Origin of the sequence: Bacillus sp. FSL K6-3176 (genome assembly GCF_038003325.1) — a bacterium.
Taxonomy (GTDB): Bacteria; Bacillota; Bacilli; order Bacillales; family Bacillaceae; genus Bacillus; species Bacillus altitudinis.
Genome location: NZ_JBBOOX010000001.1, coordinates 3,336,545 through 3,356,156 on the forward strand (window position 1 = coordinate 3,336,545; position 19,612 = coordinate 3,356,156).

The 19,612-nt window shown below is 39.5% G+C and carries 20 protein-coding genes; 8 read left to right on the top strand and 12 right to left on the bottom strand.

Annotation, left to right across the window (positions count from 1 at the left end; all coding sequences use genetic code 11):
* Positions 1 to 1,800, bottom strand: coding sequence for an ABC transporter ATP-binding protein (locus MHB38_RS17350; protein ID WP_341004069.1), 1,800 nt, complete (start codon positions 1,798 to 1,800; stop codon positions 1 to 3).
* A gap of 98 nt (positions 1,801 to 1,898) precedes the next feature.
* On the opposite strand from MHB38_RS17350, the gene MHB38_RS17355 reads away from it, so the two are divergent.
* A complete protein-coding gene (locus MHB38_RS17355) occupies positions 1,899 to 2,408 on the top strand; it encodes a thiol:disulfide interchange protein (protein WP_341004070.1) in 510 nt (169 codons plus the stop codon).
* Positions 2,409 to 2,456: 48 nt separating this feature from the next.
* Here MHB38_RS17355 and MHB38_RS17360 read toward each other — a convergent pair whose 3' ends face one another.
* Positions 2,457 to 2,855 carry a hypothetical protein gene (locus MHB38_RS17360; protein ID WP_017360028.1) on the bottom strand — a complete coding sequence of 133 codons (399 nt, stop codon included), beginning with the start codon at positions 2,853 to 2,855 and terminating at the stop codon, positions 2,457 to 2,459.
* A gap of 516 nt (positions 2,856 to 3,371) precedes the next feature.
* Between MHB38_RS17360 and MHB38_RS17365 the strand changes: the two genes are divergently transcribed.
* The 4 genes from MHB38_RS17365 to rpsN all read left to right on the top strand — a co-directional run bounded on the left by MHB38_RS17365 (position 3,372) and on the right by rpsN (position 5,647).
* Positions 3,372 to 3,794 carry a DUF5362 family protein gene (locus MHB38_RS17365; protein ID WP_007497598.1) on the top strand — a complete coding sequence of 141 codons (423 nt, stop codon included), beginning with the start codon at positions 3,372 to 3,374 and terminating at the stop codon, positions 3,792 to 3,794.
* A gap of 140 nt (positions 3,795 to 3,934) precedes the next feature.
* Positions 3,935 to 4,084 (top strand): 50S ribosomal protein L33, encoded by a 150-nt coding sequence (gene rpmG, locus MHB38_RS17370; RefSeq protein WP_003214771.1) that lies wholly within the window; start codon positions 3,935 to 3,937, stop codon positions 4,082 to 4,084.
* 80 nt (positions 4,085 to 4,164) lie between these two features.
* The gene (locus MHB38_RS17375; protein ID WP_017360029.1) at positions 4,165 to 5,361 is read left to right on the top strand and encodes a GTP-binding protein; all 1,197 of its coding nucleotides are present in this window, start codon (positions 4,165 to 4,167) and stop codon (positions 5,359 to 5,361) included.
* 16 nt (positions 5,362 to 5,377) lie between these two features.
* Entirely contained in the window at positions 5,378 to 5,647 is a 270-nt protein-coding gene (gene rpsN / locus MHB38_RS17380; protein WP_008343369.1) for a 30S ribosomal protein S14, read from the top strand.
* Between the two features lie 254 nt (positions 5,648 to 5,901).
* Here the strand turns inward: rpsN and moaA are convergent, their stop codons facing one another.
* Both moaA and fdhD read right to left on the bottom strand, forming a co-directional pair.
* Positions 5,902 to 6,909, bottom strand: a complete 1,008-nt coding sequence (moaA, locus tag MHB38_RS17385) for a GTP 3',8-cyclase MoaA (protein WP_017360030.1) — start codon at positions 6,907 to 6,909, stop codon at positions 5,902 to 5,904.
* A gap of 10 nt (positions 6,910 to 6,919) precedes the next feature.
* Positions 6,920 to 7,708, bottom strand: a complete 789-nt coding sequence (gene fdhD / locus MHB38_RS17390) for a formate dehydrogenase accessory sulfurtransferase FdhD (RefSeq protein ID WP_017360031.1) — start codon at positions 7,706 to 7,708, stop codon at positions 6,920 to 6,922.
* 134 nt (positions 7,709 to 7,842) lie between these two features.
* On the opposite strand from fdhD, the gene MHB38_RS17395 reads away from it, so the two are divergent.
* Both MHB38_RS17395 and MHB38_RS17400 read left to right on the top strand, forming a co-directional pair.
* On the top strand, positions 7,843 to 9,108 hold the full coding sequence (locus MHB38_RS17395) for an L-lactate MFS transporter (protein WP_202734170.1): 1,266 nt from the start codon (positions 7,843 to 7,845) through the stop codon (positions 9,106 to 9,108).
* Positions 9,109 to 9,190: 82 nt separating this feature from the next.
* Positions 9,191 to 11,539: an FdhF/YdeP family oxidoreductase gene (locus tag MHB38_RS17400; RefSeq protein WP_046344660.1), complete on the top strand. Its 2,349-nt coding sequence runs from the start codon at positions 9,191 to 9,193 to the stop codon at positions 11,537 to 11,539.
* 51 nt (positions 11,540 to 11,590) lie between these two features.
* Here the strand turns inward: MHB38_RS17400 and MHB38_RS17405 are convergent, their stop codons facing one another.
* The 6 genes from MHB38_RS17405 to MHB38_RS17430 all read right to left on the bottom strand — a co-directional run bounded on the left by MHB38_RS17405 (position 11,591) and on the right by MHB38_RS17430 (position 17,075).
* Complete coding sequence (locus MHB38_RS17405) at positions 11,591 to 12,265, bottom strand: VWA domain-containing protein (protein ID WP_026050166.1); 675 nt, start codon at positions 12,263 to 12,265, stop codon at positions 11,591 to 11,593.
* Between the two features lie 81 nt (positions 12,266 to 12,346).
* Entirely contained in the window at positions 12,347 to 13,045 is a 699-nt protein-coding gene (locus MHB38_RS17410) for a VWA domain-containing protein (protein ID WP_008343379.1), read from the bottom strand.
* Between the two features lie 324 nt (positions 13,046 to 13,369).
* On the bottom strand, positions 13,370 to 14,392 hold the full coding sequence (spoIID, locus tag MHB38_RS17415) for a stage II sporulation protein D (protein ID WP_341004074.1): 1,023 nt from the start codon (positions 14,390 to 14,392) through the stop codon (positions 13,370 to 13,372).
* A gap of 249 nt (positions 14,393 to 14,641) precedes the next feature.
* Positions 14,642 to 15,949 carry a UDP-N-acetylglucosamine 1-carboxyvinyltransferase gene (gene murA, locus MHB38_RS17420; RefSeq protein WP_007497616.1) on the bottom strand — a complete coding sequence of 436 codons (1,308 nt, stop codon included), beginning with the start codon at positions 15,947 to 15,949 and terminating at the stop codon, positions 14,642 to 14,644.
* 32 nt (positions 15,950 to 15,981) lie between these two features.
* Positions 15,982 to 16,716, bottom strand: coding sequence for a YwmB family TATA-box binding protein (locus tag MHB38_RS17425; protein WP_008343385.1), 735 nt, complete (start codon positions 16,714 to 16,716; stop codon positions 15,982 to 15,984).
* 128 nt (positions 16,717 to 16,844) lie between these two features.
* Positions 16,845 to 17,075 carry a DUF1146 family protein gene (locus tag MHB38_RS17430; RefSeq protein ID WP_008343389.1) on the bottom strand — a complete coding sequence of 77 codons (231 nt, stop codon included), beginning with the start codon at positions 17,073 to 17,075 and terminating at the stop codon, positions 16,845 to 16,847.
* A gap of 170 nt (positions 17,076 to 17,245) precedes the next feature.
* On the opposite strand from MHB38_RS17430, the gene MHB38_RS17435 reads away from it, so the two are divergent.
* Complete coding sequence (locus MHB38_RS17435) at positions 17,246 to 17,722, top strand: hypothetical protein (protein ID WP_017360036.1); 477 nt, start codon at positions 17,246 to 17,248, stop codon at positions 17,720 to 17,722.
* Between the two features lie 41 nt (positions 17,723 to 17,763).
* On the opposite strand, the gene MHB38_RS17440 is transcribed toward MHB38_RS17435, so the two are convergent.
* Together MHB38_RS17440 and atpD are read right to left on the bottom strand one after the other, a co-directional pair.
* Positions 17,764 to 18,159: a F0F1 ATP synthase subunit epsilon gene (locus MHB38_RS17440; RefSeq protein ID WP_008343393.1), complete on the bottom strand. Its 396-nt coding sequence runs from the start codon at positions 18,157 to 18,159 to the stop codon at positions 17,764 to 17,766.
* Positions 18,160 to 18,183: 24 nt separating this feature from the next.
* Positions 18,184 to 19,605, bottom strand: a complete 1,422-nt coding sequence (gene atpD / locus MHB38_RS17445) for a F0F1 ATP synthase subunit beta (protein WP_008343395.1) — start codon at positions 19,603 to 19,605, stop codon at positions 18,184 to 18,186.
* Between the last annotated feature and the right edge of the window lie 7 nt (positions 19,606 to 19,612).

The window sequence follows — 19,612 nt, forward strand, 5'->3', positions numbered from 1 at the left end:
TTACACCATCTCCTTTTGTTGAAATAGTTGAGATTGTGCCTCGTATAGCCTTCTGTATTCTCCGTGTAATGCCATCAGTTCATCATGGTTGCCCTCTTCAATGAAAGCACCATCTTTCATGACGATGATACGGTCTGCTAAGCGGGCCGCTCCCATACGATGTGTAATAAACAAAACACCTTGATCCTGCGTATGATCGAACAACTTTCGAATGAGTGAGATCTCCGACAATGGATCGAGAGCAGAGGTCGGTTCATCTAAAATAATAAAATCACTTTCTCTAAAGAAGGTTCTCGCCATCGCAAGCTTTTGCCATTGTCCGCCAGACAATTCATGTCCCTCTTCAAAAAAGCGACCTAGCTGCGCATCATATGTGTCTTCCATTTCATTAATTCTTTTCTCTATACCTGCTTGACGGGCGGCTGAAATCAACCGCTCTTCCTCTTCTATATCATCAATACGGCCAAACCCTATGTTTTCTCTCACAGTGAATTCGTACTTCATAAAATCTTGAAAAAGAACAGCCATTCTCGCATGATAGGTCTTTTTATGGATGGTGGAAATATCCTCTCCATTGACTTTGTGCATATTCTGTTGATCTGGATCGTATAAGCCGGTTAAACATTTGATTAAAGTGGTTTTACCGGACCCATTATCTCCTACTAATGCAATTCGTTCACCTTTATTCATATGAAAATGAATATGCTCAATCGCTGGTTTTTTCATATTCGGATAAGTAAAAGAGAGATTGTCTAATGTAATGGACTGGATATGCTCAATTCCCTGAAGCGACGCTGCCTCTTCCGTCTGTTCATGCATTACCTCTTCTCTCTTTAGAAAAGCTCTCATTTCATCAACATATAGGCTCGTTTCATATAAACTAGAACATTCCCTCGTTAAATCTTGAAACCCACTTTGAATGTTTTGTACAGCTTGTAGCACTGCAACAAACGTACCCGCAGCTAATTTTTTTTGAAAAATAAGAAAGACAATCAATAAACCACAGCACACATAGGCCAATGTCATGAGCAACCCGCCTGCCATCTCCCAGCGCACTTGGCGTTTCAGCAAATTATATTTTTCATCTGCACTTTTAACGTAGTGACCTCTCCACTTTTGAAGAAGATAATTCCCTATTCCATATAAACGAACTTCCTTTAAAGAATCTCGCTGTGCGACGAGATCAGATACATAAATTTCTCTTCGATCATTAGCCGTTAACAAACGATTTAATCGATAACGTGCGCCTCCAAAGAAAAGTTCAATCCATAATACAGGCAAGGTAAACAAGAACAATATGACCGCTAAGCCCCAATGAATACCGATCATATAAATAAGAAGTGATACAACAGTAATCAACGCGCTCATCATTGTAAAAATACTTCTCACCATACTGAGAACATGCTGATGACTGTTCATCACACGTTGACTTTCATTGTAAAAGGACGGGTGCTCAAACGTAATAAACGGCAGTCTTATCGCTTTTTGAAGCAATTCACCTTTCAAATGGAGACCAATCAGATTTGTTGCTTTCTGTTGACTAAGCTGAAGAATAAATTGAAGCCCATATCCTAAAATCACAATGACCATTTGCAGTCCAAATAACCACAAAACCTTTTGGATGTCACCTGAAGACGTCATAAATAAAATAATTTCATTAATCAAAGTTTGAATAATCCAGACACTAGCCAAAGGCATAAAACCAACGATCACTTGAATGAACAAAGTTAAAAGAAGATAAGAACGACTTTTTTTCCAAGTATAGGAGATTGCATATAAACAATGGTTCACTGTACTCATGAGATGCTCCACCTTACACCATTTAGTATAATTGACATATTTTTGATATTTGTAATATGATAGCTTTGCGTAACTTCACTTTGAGAGGACGATATACGATGAATTCAATTTTTCTTATACAGCTCGCTCTTATGATTTGCAGTCTTCTATTAACGGCTGGAATTATCATCTATTTAAAACAACAGATGCAGCTTATCATCTTACCTATAGAACACGTGGGGCAGAAACTTGCGCATCCACTTCTCGAACAGCCATCACCCATTCACATGAATGATCTGCTGCAAACAAATCGTACACAACAATTACTGATCTTCACTGACACAGCATGTCCGCACTGCATTCCATCACTCGAACAATTCCTAGAAACAAAAAAGCAGCGTAAACTAAACGTTTCATTGAGTATTTTGTTGAAAAACGGGCAAAAAAAGGACCAAGAATTATATCGTGATAACGAAACAAACTTGCGAATTATTCCGGTAGACGAACAATTGATAAACGCATTCCAAATTCAGGAGTTCCCGTTCTACATCATGGTAGAAGACAATGATACCATCTCATATGCAGCACCTTTTCCAGACGGTCTTTATTCAAGACTATCTGCAAACTAAAGATAAATGAGGCATGTGAAGAGCATCAAACACATGCCTCATTTTTTATTATTGTGAATTTGGCTGAACATCCTTCCTTTTTTCCTCTGCAGCGATTTCATTAGCTTCGCTTGAAGCGGATGTTTGTTCCTCAGCTTGTTCAAACTCACTGCGAGCTTCATTTGAAATGTCAACTTGATCACCGTGCTGATTCACAGTAACGGAAGAAGACCCCTCTTTTTGAACCTCTTTCTCTAGTTCCTTTAATTTAGAAACATGAAGCTCTAAATCTTTTCCTTGCTGAACTAAAGTCAGTTGTTGAAATAACGCCTTTCTCTCTTCTGGAGAATGGTCGCCTTGAACAATTTGCGCTGCTTGGGTCAAAAAAGAATTTGATGTATGGCCAGCTTGACGCTTATTTGACGTCTGCATAGCATTTGTTACTAATGAAATTGGAGTTATGCTCATGCGTTCACACCCTAATAAATAAGATACTTAAATTTAGCAGCCACATTTAACGCGTTCTTGGCTAGTACAAATCTCACCTGTGTCACGATCCACATAGTAACGGAAAGTTCCAACGCCTTGAAGGAAACAAGTTGGTGCTGATTGGCAAGAAGTTACCAATCTTTGCAAAATACATCTAGCAGCTGCAGGTTGAACATTGGTCATTTTGTTTAAAATTCGATCTAACATATGAATTCCACCTTCCAATTTTTATGGTAATACAATACAATAATAACCAATTGATAGACAACTAACAACATATTTTGATAAATTTTCTAATTACTTCAAACTACTTTTCTTATTTACGACAAAATTTTTCGATTATAATTGTAGTAATTGTTACTTTTTTCTTATTCGAAAATAATTTATTTATCCATAAAAAGTAAATAAAAGATAGAAATAAGGTCAATTCACTCTTCCTAAAGTACTACTTGCTCAAGTATGATATAGAGTGAATACATAAAGGAGTGAACACAATTGCAACAAACTGAGAAAATCATTCAATCTCTTCATTCAATAACAAAGTGGGGAAAGGTTGGGAGCATCTTTCTTTATATTTCAGGTGGTCTATCCATCCTCAGTGGGTTTTGGCTTGTTCTTCCTGCTGCCATTGGCGTTTTTCTGATTATGATGGGAATTCATGTCCAAAAATCCGTGAAAGCAGCTGAACAATTGATTCAAGCGCCTGATACTTCTTACGAAGAATTATTGGAACAATATGCTAAGATGATGAAAATGCAGACACTGTTTGCCATTTCAAGTATTGCCGCAGTTATTCTCTCATTCATCGCTATCGTTTTGATGTTTATACTAGGCGGGCTAGCCTTTCTCCAAGAGCTTCCTACCGATGTCCAACAGTACGAAGATTATTACGAAGAAGAACTTGGTGACTTTTATTAATAGAAAGGGGTATCAATAAAATGCGATACCCCTTTTTTATTTGAGTTGGCATAGCCTTGATACTAAACTTGACAATCAGCCTTTATCATTTTAAAATACAAATCGTAATCATTACGGAATAAAGGAGGGTTATAGCACTTATGCGCGTGAAAATCACCTTAGCCTGTACAGAAACAGGTGACAGAAACTATATCACTACAAAAAATAAACGAACGAACCCAGACAGATTGGAGTTAAAAAAATATTCTCCACGATTAAAGAAATACACCCTTCATCGGGAAACAAAATAATTTTTGGGATTCAAATCGTAACAATTACTATTTAAGCGAGGCGGCATACAAAATGATTATGTTCAAAAGGACTAAACCAAATGGATAAGAGAATACCTGTCACAGTTCTAAGCGGCTTTTTAGGAGCTGGAAAAACCACGATATTAAATCATGTTCTACAGAATCGTAAAGGGCTAAAAGTAGCTGTTATTGTCAATGACATGAGCGAAATAAATATTGATGCAGAATTAGTTAAGCAAGGCGGAGAACTCTCTCGATCAGATGAGAAACTGGTTGAACTATCTAATGGTTGTATTTGTTGCACATTGAGAGAAGATTTATTAATTGAAGTAGAACGCCTTTGTAAGGCTGGGAATATCGATTATATTGTCATTGAATCTACAGGTATTAGTGAACCAATTCCTGTCGCTCAAACTTTCTCTTACATTGATGAAGAAATGGGCATAGATTTGACACGTTTTTGCAGATTAGACACGATGGTAACGGTGGTAGATGCAAACCGTTTCTGGACAGATTTCCAGTCAGGAGAAAGTTTATTGGATCGTAAAGAAGCAGTTTCAGATGATGATGAACGAGAGATTTCCGATTTACTTATTGATCAAATTGAATTTTGTGATGTGCTCATTATCAATAAATGTGATCTTGTATCAGCATCAGAACTAGATCGGCTTGAGCACGTGTTAACCAAACTTCAACCAGAAGCAGCCATTATTAGAACCTCTAAAGGTAACGTACAGCCTAGTGATATTTTGAATACTGGTTTATTCGATTTTGAAAAATCTAGTGCTTCTGCGGGCTGGATCAAAGAAATTAATGCTGGACACTCTCAGCATACGCCTGAAACAGAAGAATACCAAATCTCATCTTTTGTTTATGAAAGAAGGCTTCCTTTTCATACTGGCAGACTGAATGCATGGTTAGATCAAATGCCAGAGCAGATTGTTCGAGCGAAAGGATTTACATGGCTAGTGACACATCATGATTTAACCATTTTAATTTCACAAGCCGGAAAATCTGTTGCAATTGAACCAATCGCATACTGGATTGCTGCCTTGCCTGAGCAAGAACGATCACGGATCTTAAATCAGGAACCAGAAATTTTAGATGAGTGGGATGCAGAGTTTGGTGATCGACATACAAAACTTGTCTTTATCGGTGTAGATTTACCTAAAGCAGATATTATTCGTACACTAGATCAATGCTTACTCACACCTGAAGAATTTGATCAAGATTGGACAACGTTTGAAGACCCCTTTCAATGGAACATACACACTTAAACCAGGAGGGTTTTAAATGGCAAAGAAATCAAAAATAGCAAAAGAAAAAAAGCGGCAGCAGCTCGTTTTGAAATATGCACAATTAAGGAAAGAGCTAAAAGAAAAAGGTGACTATGAAGCTTTGCAGAAACTACCTAGAGACTCTTCACCCACTCGCTTAAAAAACCGCTGTGAATTAACTGGCCGTCCTAGAGGTTACTTGAGAAAATTTAAAATGTCTCGAATTGCTTTTCGTGAGCTTGCCTATAAAGGACAGATTCCAGGAGTGAAAAAATCGAGTTGGTAAAGATTGATTTGATCTTAGCATAGTTCCTGTAAATGTAAAGCAGGACAAAATGAATAAAAATCTTTTTTTCATCCTTACTCCGTCAATTTTGAGGTACAAAATAGCATTTTAAAAAAACAGCAGAATCTCTGCTGTTTTTTTATGGGGATGAGCTTATAGGAAAGATTGTCCTGATGTTAAAAGAAGATTTTCAACAGTGATTATAGCATTTTCTCTTCTTTTCAAAAATCGATGATCATGATACTTTGTTGTCATTACCCGCCGATATAGGACATCTCAACTTTTTTCTGATCTTTCTTTTGCTCTCTCTCAGCTGAATATTGATCCTGTCTGTTTGACCAAAGTTCCTTCAATATGTTCACTAGATATTCATCATTTTCTGAATTACGGATGAATCGTCTCAGATCAAAACCCGATGATGCAAAAAGACAGGTGAATAATTCGCCACGTGCAGATAGTCTAGCTCTATTACACGATCCACAAAAAGCATCTGAAACGGAAGAAATAATGCCAATCTCTCCTGACCCATCCTCATAAAAATAACGCTTGGCTACTTCACCTTGATATCGAGGGGGTTCTGGTTTGATAGGGTATTTTGAATGAATTAGCTCCATAATCTCTTTTTTCGTCAATACATGCTTGAGATTCCATTTGTTCGTATTGCCAACATCCATGAATTCAATAAATCGTAGAATGTGTCCTTCTTTTTTAAAATAGGCTGCCATTGGTAAGATATCTTGATCATTCACACCTTTTTGGACAACCATATTGATCTTAATAGCAAGTCCAGCTTTTTTTGCAGCCTCTATCCCATCAAATACTTTTTGGATAGAAATGTGTCTTCCATTCATCTGCTTAAAACGATCTGGATTTAAAGAATCTAAACTAATGGTGACTCTATTCAGACCTGCTTTCTTTAGCTTATCTGCGTACAAAGGTAACAGCGTTCCATTGGTTGTCATCGCGATGTCTTCAATACCTGGAATTTTTGCGAGTTTTTCTATCAAAACGGGCAAATCTTTACGCATTAAAGGTTCACCACCCGTAATACGTAATTTCACCACACCTAATTCCTTTGCAAAAAGCGCAGCAAGTCGTTCAATTTCCTCAAAGCTAAGCAGCTCTTCTTTATCTAAAAAAGGATAATCTGGTCCAAAGATTTCAGCAGGCATACAGTACGTACATCTAAAATTACAGCGATCTGTTACGGATATTCTTAAATCGCGCAATGGTCGATGTCTTTTATCCAAAATACTGACCATACTTAGCCTCCTATTCTGTAATACGCTGATGATGAGTATAGATATTAAAAGATTCTCCTCTTACGAATCCAACTGTTGTTATATTTAATTCTTCTGCCATTTTAAGTGCTAACTCAGTAGGAGCTGATTTTGATATGACGATTGATACCCCTAATTTTGCTGCCTTCAACAGAACTTCAGACGATATCCGGCCGCTAAATACAAGGATTTTATCTCTCAGTGGGATTTTATGAAGTAAACAATATCCATAGATTTTATCCAACGCATTATGCCGTCCTATATCCGTCCTAGTGATGAATAGCTTTTCTGTATCACACAGTCCAGCATTATGGACACCACCAGTATGTTGAAATAACTGACTTTCCTCCTGTAAACATTTCATTAAATGAATACAAGTTTCAGCAGAAATACTGATTCGGTCAATGGCTGTTTTTGCCGTCTTCACATCTTGGAGAAAATAAAAATGTCTTCCTTTCCCACAGCAAGATCCGATCACTCGTTTTGTAAAATCTGAGGATTGGAACTGAGTTGAGTGATGTAAGTCAACATATGCAAAACCCATACTTTCATCTATTGTAAACCTTTTAATCTCTTTTTCAAATCGAATGACTCCTTCTGAAGCTAAAAAACCGATCACCAATTCTTTCAAATGATCCGGTGAACAAACGAGTGTGACAAACTCTTCACCATTCACCAGCACGGTTAAAGGGAATTCTTCTACAACTTCATCTGTTTTACATGTCATTTGACCACTGCGATATTGGTGTATGCGTCGTTTCGTTTTAACAGAAGGATTCATGATCTGATCTTCCTTTCAACACAAATTTAGTTATATGAACCAGACGAATTGTGATATTATTTTAAAAAGTCATAAAAATGTAACATATTTCTATCTTATCAAACTTTTTGTTTGCTTTATATGGAGGGAACACAATGAACAAAACAAAAAACCGTTGGCTTATCGCTACAAGTGCTGTGGGGATTCATTTATCTATCGGATCTGTTTATGCATGGAGTGTTTTTACGAATCCTTTACATCAAACCTTTCAATGGTCATTAACAGAAATAAGCCTGACATTTAGCATCGCTATTTTATTTTTAGGTTTATCGGCTGCCTTTATGGGGCATTTCGTTGAAAAGTATGGGCCGAGGGCATCAGGGCTCTTCTCAGCTATTTTCTTCGGCATTGGGATGACTGGATCAGGGTTTGCTGTTCACATGTCTTCATTACCTCTCCTCTATTTATTTTATGGTGTACTCGCTGGAATCGGATTAGGTGTAGGCTATATTGCACCAGTTTCAACATTAGTCAAATGGTTTCCAGATCGAAGAGGACTCGCAACGGGTTTAGCCATTATGGGTTTTGGATTTGCTTCTCTTATTTGCAGTCCCATTATTCAATTTCTCATTGAAAAAGTTGATATTACAAATACCTTCTATATTCTCGGAATCTCTTATTTTATCATCATGGTCGTTTCATCTCTTTATTTATCACCACCAACACCTGATGATGTCAAACAATTTAACGTGCTAAAAACAAGCCAAAGGAAAATTCCTCAAGATTTATCACAGCTCACAGCAAATGAAGCCATTAAAACACGGCGTTTTTATTATTTGTGGGTCATGCTCTTTATTAATATCACATGCGGAATTGCCATTATTTCTGTAGCATCACCGCTTGCTCAAGAAAGTGTTGGTTTCACGGCCGGTGCAGCAGCTACTCTTGTTGGAATTTTAGGTGCCTTTAATGGGCTAGGACGGATCGGATGGGCATCTTTCTCTGATTATATTGGAAGGCCAAATACGTATACGATTTTCTTTACTATACAGCTCATTGCTTTTCCCTTACTTCCCTACTTAAAAGATCCGCTCATCTTTTCAATCGTGATGGCGATCATTTATACGTGCTACGGAGGAGGGTTTGCTTCAATTCCAGCCTATATAGGAGATTTATTTGGTACGAAGCAGCTAGGTGCTATACACGGTTATATTCTCACCGCTTGGGCCGCTGCTGGTTTAGCAGGACCTTTATTTTCCTCCTTTATTCGTGACATTACAGGCAATTACACACAAAGTCTCATGGTCTTCTCTGGCCTATTTTTCATTGCGTTTATCATATCTCTTCTCATTCGGAAGGATATTAAACAACTTCGTGAATCAAATCTTACTGCTCCTTCTTCTGTCACGGTCCACTCTTAATATGAATTTGACAGAATGACAATCTACAGGTAATTTTTAGATATGAAAACGCTTTACAAAGTAATAGGAGGGTGACGATATCATGGGAAAAACAAAACACAAGGGGCCTATTAAACTCAACAAAAAACCCTCACCAAAGCTATGGGCCTCTTTTGCTCCTATGGGGCTTGGAAAAGTAAAACCGAAACACATTCGAGACACAATGAAAGTGGCATGGGAGAACAAAGATAACCTCCCCTATGCGTACCGTATATTGACTCAGGGCGTTTGTGACGGCTGTGCTCTTGGTGTATCAGGTTTATACGATCAAACACTAGCAGGACCCCATATATGCACAACAAGACTGAATGTGCTACGGCTTAACACAATGCCAGCTATTGATCCAAAATGGTTCGAAGATATTGAGCGGCTCAAACAAATGGATAGCACGTCTCTTCGAAAACTTGGGCGTATTCCTTATCCCCTGATTCGAAAAAAAGGTGAGAATGCCTTTACACGCATTTCTTGGGATGGTGCATTAGATCAAATCGCCGCTAAAATCAAATCGATTGATAAACGTCAGCTTGCTTTCTATTTAACAGCTAGAGGGATTACGAATGAAGTGTACTATACTGCGGCGAAAGCTGCGCGATATATTGGAACAAATCATATCGATAATGCTTCTCGTATTTGCCATTCACCAAGCAAAACCGCTCTTAAACGCTCCCTTGGTATAGGTGCATCCAGCTGTAATTACAGTGATTGGATTGGAACAGATGTATTGATTTTTTGGGGCTCTGTTGCAGCAAACAACCAGCCGGTTTCCACTAAATATATGTACGCCGCTAAAAAGAAAGGAACCAAGATCATTGTCATCAATCCATATAAAGAGCCTGCAATGGAAAAATATTGGGTCCCTTCTATCCCAGAAAGTGCTTTATTCGGCACAAAAATAGCGGATGATTTTTATCAAGTCAATATAGGCGGCGATATTGCGTTTATGAATGGTGTCATCAAACATTGGTTTGAAATGGAAGAGCAAGCGCCTCATTCCGCTCTTGACCATGAATTTATCCAAGCGCATACAACCGGCATAAAAGATGTAAAGCAGCATGTCACTCAGTTAAAATGGTCGGATCTCGAAGCATCGTCAGGCTTATCTAAAGAAAGAATGAAGGAATTCGCTGTACTTCTTTCCAATGCCAATTCAGGCGTGTTTATTTGGAGTATGGGTCTCACTCAGCATCGTTTTGCAACTGATAATATATCACAAGTCGCAAACCTTGCCATGTTACGCGGGTTTATTGGCAGAAAACATTGTGGCGTTATGCCTATTCGTGGCCATAGCGGTGTCCAAGGTTCAGGCGAAATGGGTGCTGATCCATTCGTATTGCCCGGCAGTGATTTTGATGAAGAGAATATTAAAAGAATCGAGAAGATATGGGGATTTGATATTCCAAAATGGCATGGTGACACGATTGGGCAATCATTTGAAAAAATGGCTCTTCCAAAAGAACACCCGCAAAAGCTGAAGATGCTGTTTACTAGCGGTGGAAACTTTTTAGAAACGATGCCAAATCCTGAAGCGATTGAAAAAGCACTATCCGAGCTTGAACTTCGTGTCCATCAAGATATTATTTTGAACACCTCTACACTGGTAGAAGCAGAAGAGACTGTGATTGTTCTGCCTGCAATGACAAGATATGAACAGCCAGGCGGCGGTACATCAACCAGTACGGAACGCATGGTGTATTTCAGTCCGGAAATTGAAGGGCCACGCATTGAAGAAGCCAGAGCTGAATGGGACATTTATATTGACCTAGCAAAAAGGGTTCGTCCAGAAGATGCGAAGCTGATTCATTTTGACCATGCTGAAGACATTCGTCGTGAGATTGCCATCGCAAATCGGAACTATGATGGGATCCAGCATTTGCGTCATAAAGGGGATGTCTTTCAATGGGGTGGCGCATGGCTTTGCGAAGATGGGGTGTGTCCAACACCGGATGGAAAAGGACACCTGCTCCCAGCACAGCTGCCCCAATATCGAAAAACTGAGGGGCATTTCAATATCACGACAAGACGAGGCAAGCAATTCAACTCTATGATTTACAGTGAAAAGGATGCCTTTAATGGCGGAAAGCGGCATTCTATCTTGATGAATGAAGAAGATGCGAAAGAGCTTTACGTCCAAGAAGGCGATCCTGTTGTCCTTTTCAATCAATATGGATCCTACCAAGGAGTTGCTCAATTCGGAGAGCTGAAACGTGGAAATATTGCAGTTTATTGGCCTGAAGGAAACGTGTTAATACCAAAAGGAGTTTACGAAAGCTATTCCCAGATTCCAGAATACAATACCACCGCGATATTAGAAAAAGCCGAAACCTTTCATGCAAGAAAAGATCAGCACTACGTGGAGAAACGGATTGATGAATTAGAAACGACTTTAAATTGATCCTTTATGAAAAAACAGCTGGGGGTTTCTCCCCAGCTGTCTATTCACATCTTATTGACCAAAAGAGTTCGCTTCTTTTTGAAGAATATGATTTAATTCTTCTGCATTTGCTGCTGGTTGATATTGTCCACCACCAGCTTTGGCAACAGATTTTAGACTTTTTGCTTCTTTTTCATTTACATCGAAGCCAATGATATTGACGATTGTGTCAATACCTTCTTCATGTAATTGCTTCGCTGCTTGTGATGGGCTTCCGCCACATGTTTCCTCACCATCGCTGACAACATATACAATATTTTTTCCTTCAGCTTGGTGATCTTCAAAATCTTGTTTCGTATCAGTTAATGCTTTGGCAAGTGGTGTCCAGCCTGTTGGACCATACACATTCAGCGCTTGTTGAAAGGCTGCTTGCTCATATGTTCCAAATCCATAAACTGCTTCGGAACTTGCACAAGAAACGGCTTTTCCTGCATTTTTATTCGTTCCTTCATGACCAAAAACACGAAGCAAGACTTGTGTATCTTCTGATAAAATACTTGCGAAACTTTGGATCGAGCGTTTTGCGATATCGATTTTCTTTTCGCCTTCAACCGATTGTGCCATGCTTCCGCTTAAATCAAGTAAAATTACCACATGAGCAGGCTCCTTTTTCGTTACAGCATGAGCTGGTGAAGAAAGAAGCAGAACAAGACTCGCTAAAATGGTTAATATAATATTTCTTTTCATTAAAAAATCTCCCTTTTTTTCATTTGTACAGAAAAAGAGAAACGAAAGCATCAATCAATCGTTTCCCTTTTCTTCAGCAAGTTATTCGTGTAGTTTTAATGATTCTGCTGTAAGGATAGAACCCATTTCTTTCCCAGTGCTTGCTTGGTAGTAATGACCTTTACCAGCTTTAGCTACTTGCTTCAATTGACCTTCATAGCCATCGTTAAAGTCTAATCCAATCACATTGACAACAGTAGATCCCTTTGAGTTATGAAGCTCTTTCGCTACTTTCACTGGATCTCCACCACAAGTTTCTTCACCATCAGTAATTAAGTACACAATGTGTTTTGTTCCCTTATGAAGCTGTTTATCCGCTTGCTTTGCACTTTCAAGAGCACGTGCAATCGGTGTCCAGCCATTTGGTCCAAGACCGTTTAGAGAGTTTTCGAAACTATCCTTTTCATAAGGCTGAACGCCATATACGCCTCTAATGACTTCACATGATTGAGCTTTACCTGAGTTTTTGTTGTTTCCTTCAGACCCAAACAAACTCATACGGATTTTAGCATCTTTCGGAAGAGACTGAGCAAATTTAAATACCTCTTGTTTTGCTAAATCGAATTTGCGCTCTCCATCCACTTTTCTTGCCATACTTCCACTTGCATCAAGTAAGATGGTCACTCTTACATCTTTCTTATGTTTTTTGGCTGATGCTGCTTCTGCAAATACTGGTGAAGAGATTGACATTGATAATGTCAATACAGCTAAGGTTACGAGTGTAAATACTTTTTTCAACATGCTTTTCCTTCCTCCTTATGTATTTGATTGAAACATCTTAATCGTAAAATATTCTGTCTTGGAATGGTATAGGACTCGATCCCTTTTTCTCTTTCATCAAAATCACTAAAATTCTGTCAGATGTCTAGATATTTTCACCTAAAGACTCTTTTGTCACCCTCGTTTTCTCATTCTTTCGAGGGGCTTTGTATCGGCCATCGGTTCTTGTCGGGATGTAAATGTTTAAGATTTCCTGAGGTGCGTCTTAAGTCGCAATTTGTCACATTCTGTTCAAACCTCTTCACACATAAAAAAAGATGCCCCCATTTTGAGGCACCTTTGCTTTTATTTCTTAGCCATATATGTGTTCAGAAAGCGATCAGCTGATTCAATTTTTATCCCTTGATAATAATGTTTCACGATCGCCTCTACTTTTTTGCCTGACTGTGCCATATAATGTGCACCATACTGACTCATGCCCACACCATGGCCATACCCTTTTGTCGTAATCACGATTTGTTGACCCTTTCGTTCCCATGTAAAGTCTGCAGAGTGCAATCCTAGTGATTCGCGAATGTCTCTGCCCGACAATGTTGTTCCGTTAATGACGGCTTTGGCTACTTGATTGCCTGGTGTTCGTTCTACAATTTCTCCCACCTGCTGCTGGCCAAGGGTCACACCCAGTTTTTGCTGAAATTCACTCACTGTGATGGTTTTCTTGTTTTGGAATTTGGGTGATTTTTCGTCCCATTTACTTGAGACGCTTTTCAAATAAGGGATTTCATTTTTCCAATAAGCTTCTGCATTTTCGGTTTTCCCATTACTTGTTGAAAAGAAGGAAGCATCAATTGGTTTTTCGTCATACGTCAGTACTTTCCCTTGTGTACTGGCGACCGCTTCTGTGACCTTTTTTAATTTCCAATTGTACGCTTTTCCCCAAATTTTCTTCAGTTCCTGTTTATTTTTGTACACTTGGAACATTTGGGTGTCATCTACAAGGGAACCCTGTGGAGATTTGACGGTTTTATCAATGATCATTTGTCTGACGATATACGTTCTAGCGGCGAGTGCCTGTGCCTTGAGCGCCTCTATTTCAAAATCGGCTGGCATTTCTGAAGCGACGACACCGATCACATACTCTTCTAAGGGGATGTTTTCTACCTGCTGATGCGCTGAACGGTAGACGGGAATGGAGACGGGTGATTGTTTCAATTTGACTGAACCTTTCACTTCTTTTTTAACTGATAGTTCTGCTGCTACGTGTTGGCTGGCTGCTGGTTTTCCTTGGAACGTCGGCAACACGAGTAAGGTTGGAATCATTAAAATGATGATGCAAATTCCTGCGATTGTCCATATCATTGGTTTCATATTGGCTGCCCCCATTTGTCATTGAATCTCTTTTATCCTATGGGCAAGGACAAGCTAATATGACAGCTTCTTTCATTCATTGGACAAGTCTTTTGGTGATATGTTGGTGCTCTTGATTTACTGTTCGTCTTTATGAATAAAATTTAAAACGATTGGATACACTAATGATAAGCTTTTGAAAATGAAACCAGTCTATGATTCTAAAAAAAAATCAGCATGCCCAAATGGACACACTGATTTCTTTTATGATTATGCGTTTAGATCTGATACAACTTGTTCTTGTGTCACATCTGCTGATTCATCATTTACTCTTTCAATGTCTGCACCGATTGCTGCTAGTTTTTGGTGGAAGTTCACATATCCACGGTCAATATGCTTCAATTCAGTGACACGTGTATGACCTTCTGCCACTAATCCAGCAAGTACAAGTGCTGCTCCTGCTCTTAAATCAGTCGCTGCCACTTCAGCACCTTGAAGTTGAACAGGTCCATTGATAATCACAGAGCGACCCTCAATTTTAATATCGCCATTCATGCGGCGGAATTCTTCAGCATGCATAAAACGATTTTCAAACACAGTTTCTGTGATCATGCTTGTTCCGTTCGCACGAAGCAATAGCGCCATCATCTGAGATTGCATATCCGTTGGGAACCCAGGATGCGGCATTGTTTTTAGATCGATTGGCTTGAGCTCAGATGGTCCAATGACTCTTAAACCTTCTTCTTCTTCAATGATCTGAATACCCATTTCTTCCATTTTTGCCACAAGTGAAGTCATGTGCTCAGGCACAGCGCCTTTTACAAGAACATTTCCTTCAGTAATGGCTGCTGCCACCATAAACGTACCAGCTTCAATTCGGTCAGGGATGATGTTGTGTTTTGCACCGTGAAGTGTTTCTACACCTTCGATTTTGATTGTACCAGTTCCAGCCCCGCGAACCTTACCGCCCATGGCATTGATGTAGTTTGCCAAATCAACAATTTCAGGTTCTTTTGCTACGTTTTCTAAAATCGTCGTTCCTTCAGCCAATGCTGCTGCCATGATGATGTTTTCAGTTGCCCCTACACTTGGGAAATCCAAATAGATTTTTGCACCTTTTAAACGGCCATTTACTTCAGCCTCGATGAAACCATTACCTACTTGAATTTTAGCTCCCATTGCTTCAAAGCCTTTTAAATGCTGATCAATTGGTCTTGAACCAATCGCACAACCACCAGGTAATGCAACTCTTGCATGACCTGTTCTAGCTAAAAGTGGTCCCATGACGAGCACAGATGCTCTCATTTTACGGACGTACTCAAACGGAGCCTCAGTTTCTAGTGCATGAGATGCATCTACTGATACTTCGTTATTTTCAAAATGTACTTCTGCTCCTAAATGACGTAACACTTCATTGATTGTATATACATCGGAGAGCGTAGGTACATCACAAATTACGCTTTTTTCTGTACTTGCTAACAAAGATGCAGCGATAACTGGTAAAACGGCATTTTTTGCGCCTTCTACTTTAACTGTGCCGTTTAACTTTTGACCGCCGCGGACGATGATTTTTTCCAAGGTCTTCCCCTCCGCGTCCCAAATTCTCTATATTAATATTCAGTCGTTACGATTGGTGTGCCAACCGTAATCGTATGATTTTCGTTCATTTCCGAACTTCTGATGGCAATTTGAACATTCATTTTATCATTTGAAGTCATAATGAACTGTTCCCACTTCTCTGTGTAAGCGGAAAGCGACACAAAATTAGACTCAACGAGATACTCAACTGGTTTTGCTTGAAATTCATTTGCTATCATTTCAGCTTTTTTTTGCAAAACAACATCCATCATACCATTTACATGACCATCGAGACAAGTAAAAATCACAAATTTTTCTTGTAATATGCTTTTTGCATGACGTACGAACTGATCATATGTATGCTCCCAGGTATTCAGTGGGCGAGCACCTTTTTGCTCATATAATAAATACGACTTTTGGTTTGATTTTGTGTCGGTCTTCACGAGTAAAATTTTCGATAATGTATCATTTTTTTCATCTTTGTAAATTCCTGTGACTTTGGTGACATGTTTCTCTTTTTTTTCGGTCCACTCATACTGTCGTAGTTCGTCTTTCAAACGTTTCACTTTTTTTGAAAATTGTTCGGATGAAATGTCTATATTTGTTTTGGCATGAAGCGTCCATCCACTTACTTCGATTTGCTGGTTTTTCATACCTTCTGCTATTTGGGCGAGCGTGGATGTTTCTTCCGCCCGAACACCTTGAATCATCAGAACAAAAAAAAGAATAAATGCAAATAATGGCCAACCTTTTAAATACTTTCTCACTTGTCATTCCCCCTTGCTACAAGTGTTGCCGCAAGGAGATCAATGCATACGTGGAAAAGTCATCAAAGGCCATATTTTTGACACTTCTTTTTACGTTCCCGCAGAAGGCAGTGACCAAACCTTTTATGTTAAAACATATAAGGGATTTGTCTGGAGAAATTTAAATAATCAAGGAAGAAATTGCTGACTGCCGATGCAATAGCAATCGTGAGCAGCATCATGAGCAATCTAGCTTGAATAATTTTTCCTTTTTTAATCAGTGGATCAATATTCACCGCAAGCAATGCCCACCACGTAATGGCGATAAAAAATAGGTGGATCACAATACTGACAATTGCTTGTTGTCCTACGTCTTCCATACACTTGAATCCTCCTTTTATTGATTTCTGTAAAGGAAAACTCCCTTTCATTATATCCTCCAAAATCGGAAAGATGAATCATTTGGAAAAAAGAGCTACATTTAGAGTGAATCCCCTCTTATTCTGATGCGAAGGAGATGATATACTGCGGTGGAAGGAGCTGATCATATTTGAAAGATTCTTTTCCTGACTTTGTTGATTTGTACGGAGAACTGGTTCCCTCATTTGAACATGAATGGGAAGCCATTGCTTTCTACTTTGATTATAGACAGACACAGCTAGAAGAATTAGCACAATTGTGTCATTTTCATAACATTTCTTTGGATTACTCAGAGGAAAGTCTTTATCAGTTAGAGTCATTATACTTCGATGCCTTCCGTCAGCAGCTTTTTGCTGAGTGGAAAATGCCAATAGATGCATTAGAAGCGATGTTGAGTGTGTACATGGGAGAGGTTGTCATCAAGCATCATTCAGATGCTGATTGGGTCGTGCGGCCTTATATGGACTCTTCGCACCAATATACGCTTGGCTTACGCAGAAACAATAAAACATGGCATTGCAGTACGCAATTTTGCGAGCAGTTATATCTAGAAAAGCAAGCATCTCATCCGTATGTGTCGATGTATCAATCTCTCATGTCATCCTAAAAAAATCCTTCTTATCACAGTGATAAGAAGGATTTTCTGTTTTATTTCCCTGCTACATTTAAACGGTTTAATGCCCGTTTTAATGCGAGTTCCGCCCTGCGTACATCACTTTCATTCGGGTGGTTCAAATGCTCTTCAGCACGCTGTTTCGCTGACTTTGCACGATCGACATCAACTTTGTCTGATGTTTCAGCAGCCTGAGCAAGAATGGTTACTTTTTCGGGGCGAACTTCAACAAATCCACCGCTTACTGCAACCAATTCAGTTGATCCACTATGTTTTAAGCGAACTGCACCGATTTTTAGCGGAGCAACCATTGGAACGTGGCCAGCTAAAATCCCAAGCTCACCGCTTTCTGCTCTTACACTGACCATTTCCACATCCGCTTCATACACTGGGCCGTCGGGAGTAACGATATTGACTTGAACGGTCTTCATGCTTTTACCCTCCTAAGGACCAGATTAGGCCTCTACACCCATCTCTTTGGCTTTTTCAACCACTTCTTCAATGCGGCCGACTAAGCGGAATGCATCTTCTGGAAGGTGATCGTATTTACCAGATAAGATTTCCTTGAAGCCTTTAACAGTTTCTTGCAATGGCACATAAGAACCTTTTTGGCCAGTGAACTGTTCTGCTACGTGGAAGTTTTGAGATAGGAAGAATTGAACACGACGAGCTCTGTGTACCACAAGCTTATCGTCCTCAGATAATTCATCCATACCTAAAATGGCAATGATATCTTGCAATTCTTTATAACGTTGCAATGTTTGCTGAACTTCACGCGCGATCGCATAATGCTCTTCGCCAACAATCTCAGGTGCAAGGGCACGAGATGTTGAAGCAAGTGGATCTACCGCTGGGTAAATCCCCATCTCTGTCAACTTACGCTCAAGGTTTGTCGTTGCATCAAGGTGAGCGAACGTTGTAGCTGGAGCTGGATCTGTATAGTCATCCGCAGGTACATAGATCGCTTGAATCGATGTAACCGATCCTACGTTTGTAGACGTGATACGCTCTTGAAGCTGACCCATTTCTGTTGCAAGAGTTGGCTGATAACCTACCGCTGAAGGCATACGTCCAAGTAGGGCTGATACTTCAGAACCTGCTTGTGTAAAGCGATAGATGTTATCGATGAAGAACAATACGTCTTGACCTTGTTCATCACGGAAATGCTCTGCCATTGTCAAACCAGTTAGAGCTACACGCATACGCGCACCTGGTGGCTCGTTCATTTGGCCGAAGACCATCGCTGTTTTTTCGATAACGCCAGAATCTTTCATTTCGTAGTAAAGGTCATTTCCTTCACGTGTACGCTCTCCAACACCAGCGAATACAGAAATACCGCCGTGTTCTTGTGCGATGTTGTTGATCAATTCTTGAATCAGAACGGTTTTACCAACACCGGCTCCACCGAATAGACCGATCTTTCCACCTTTGATGTAAGGAGCAAGAAGGTCAACAACTTTGATACCTGTTTCAAGAATTTCAACTTCTGTAGAAAGTTGATCAAAAGAAGGCGCTTGTCTGTGGATTGGGTCTCTTTGCGCTTCCACACCAAGTGGCTCATCTAAGTCAATGTTATCTCCCAGTACGTTGAATACACGTCCAAGTGTTACGTTACCAACTGGTACTGAAATTGGTTTTCCAAGGTCTACAGCTTCCATACCGCGCTTCACACCGTCTGTTGATGCCATTGCGATGGTTCTCACTGTATCATCACCTAAATGTAGTGCTACTTCTAAAGTTAAGTCGATATCAACTTCACTTTCGCTTTCCGCTTTATGCGAAACTTTGATCGCATTATAAATCTCAGGCAAGTGACCGTCTTCAAAACGAACGTCTACGACTGGTCCCATGATCTGACTGATGCGTCCTGTTTTCATTGCATTC

Excerpts from the sequence above, each read along its gene's own strand:
- MHB38_RS17350 (WP_341004069.1), bottom strand. The coding sequence starts at position 1,800 with ATGAGTACAGTGAACCATTGTTTATATGCAATCTCCTATACTTGGAAA.
- MHB38_RS17355 (WP_341004070.1), top strand. The coding sequence starts at position 1,899 with ATGAATTCAATTTTTCTTATACAGCTCGCTCTTATGATTTGCAGTCTT.
- MHB38_RS17360 (WP_017360028.1), bottom strand. The coding sequence starts at position 2,855 with ATGAGCATAACTCCAATTTCATTAGTAACAAATGCTATGCAGACGTCA.
- rpmG (WP_003214771.1), top strand. The coding sequence starts at position 3,935 with ATGCGCGTGAAAATCACCTTAGCCTGTACAGAAACAGGTGACAGAAAC.
- MHB38_RS17375 (WP_017360029.1), top strand. The coding sequence starts at position 4,165 with ATGGATAAGAGAATACCTGTCACAGTTCTAAGCGGCTTTTTAGGAGCT.
- rpsN (WP_008343369.1), top strand. The coding sequence starts at position 5,378 with ATGGCAAAGAAATCAAAAATAGCAAAAGAAAAAAAGCGGCAGCAGCTC.
- moaA (WP_017360030.1), bottom strand. The coding sequence starts at position 6,909 with ATGGTCAGTATTTTGGATAAAAGACATCGACCATTGCGCGATTTAAGA.
- fdhD (WP_017360031.1), bottom strand. The coding sequence starts at position 7,708 with ATGAATCCTTCTGTTAAAACGAAACGACGCATACACCAATATCGCAGT.
- MHB38_RS17395 (WP_202734170.1), top strand. The coding sequence starts at position 7,843 with ATGAACAAAACAAAAAACCGTTGGCTTATCGCTACAAGTGCTGTGGGG.
- MHB38_RS17400 (WP_046344660.1), top strand. The coding sequence starts at position 9,191 with ATGGGAAAAACAAAACACAAGGGGCCTATTAAACTCAACAAAAAACCC.
- MHB38_RS17405 (WP_026050166.1), bottom strand. The coding sequence starts at position 12,265 with ATGAAAAGAAATATTATATTAACCATTTTAGCGAGTCTTGTTCTGCTT.
- MHB38_RS17410 (WP_008343379.1), bottom strand. The coding sequence starts at position 13,045 with ATGTTGAAAAAAGTATTTACACTCGTAACCTTAGCTGTATTGACATTA.
- spoIID (WP_341004074.1), bottom strand. The coding sequence starts at position 14,392 with ATGAAACCAATGATATGGACAATCGCAGGAATTTGCATCATCATTTTA.
- MHB38_RS17430 (WP_008343389.1), bottom strand. The coding sequence starts at position 17,075 with ATGGAAGACGTAGGACAACAAGCAATTGTCAGTATTGTGATCCACCTA.
- MHB38_RS17440 (WP_008343393.1), bottom strand. The coding sequence starts at position 18,159 with ATGAAGACCGTTCAAGTCAATATCGTTACTCCCGACGGCCCAGTGTAT.
- atpD (WP_008343395.1), bottom strand. The coding sequence starts at position 19,605 with ATGAAAACAGGACGCATCAGTCAGATCATGGGACCAGTCGTAGACGTT.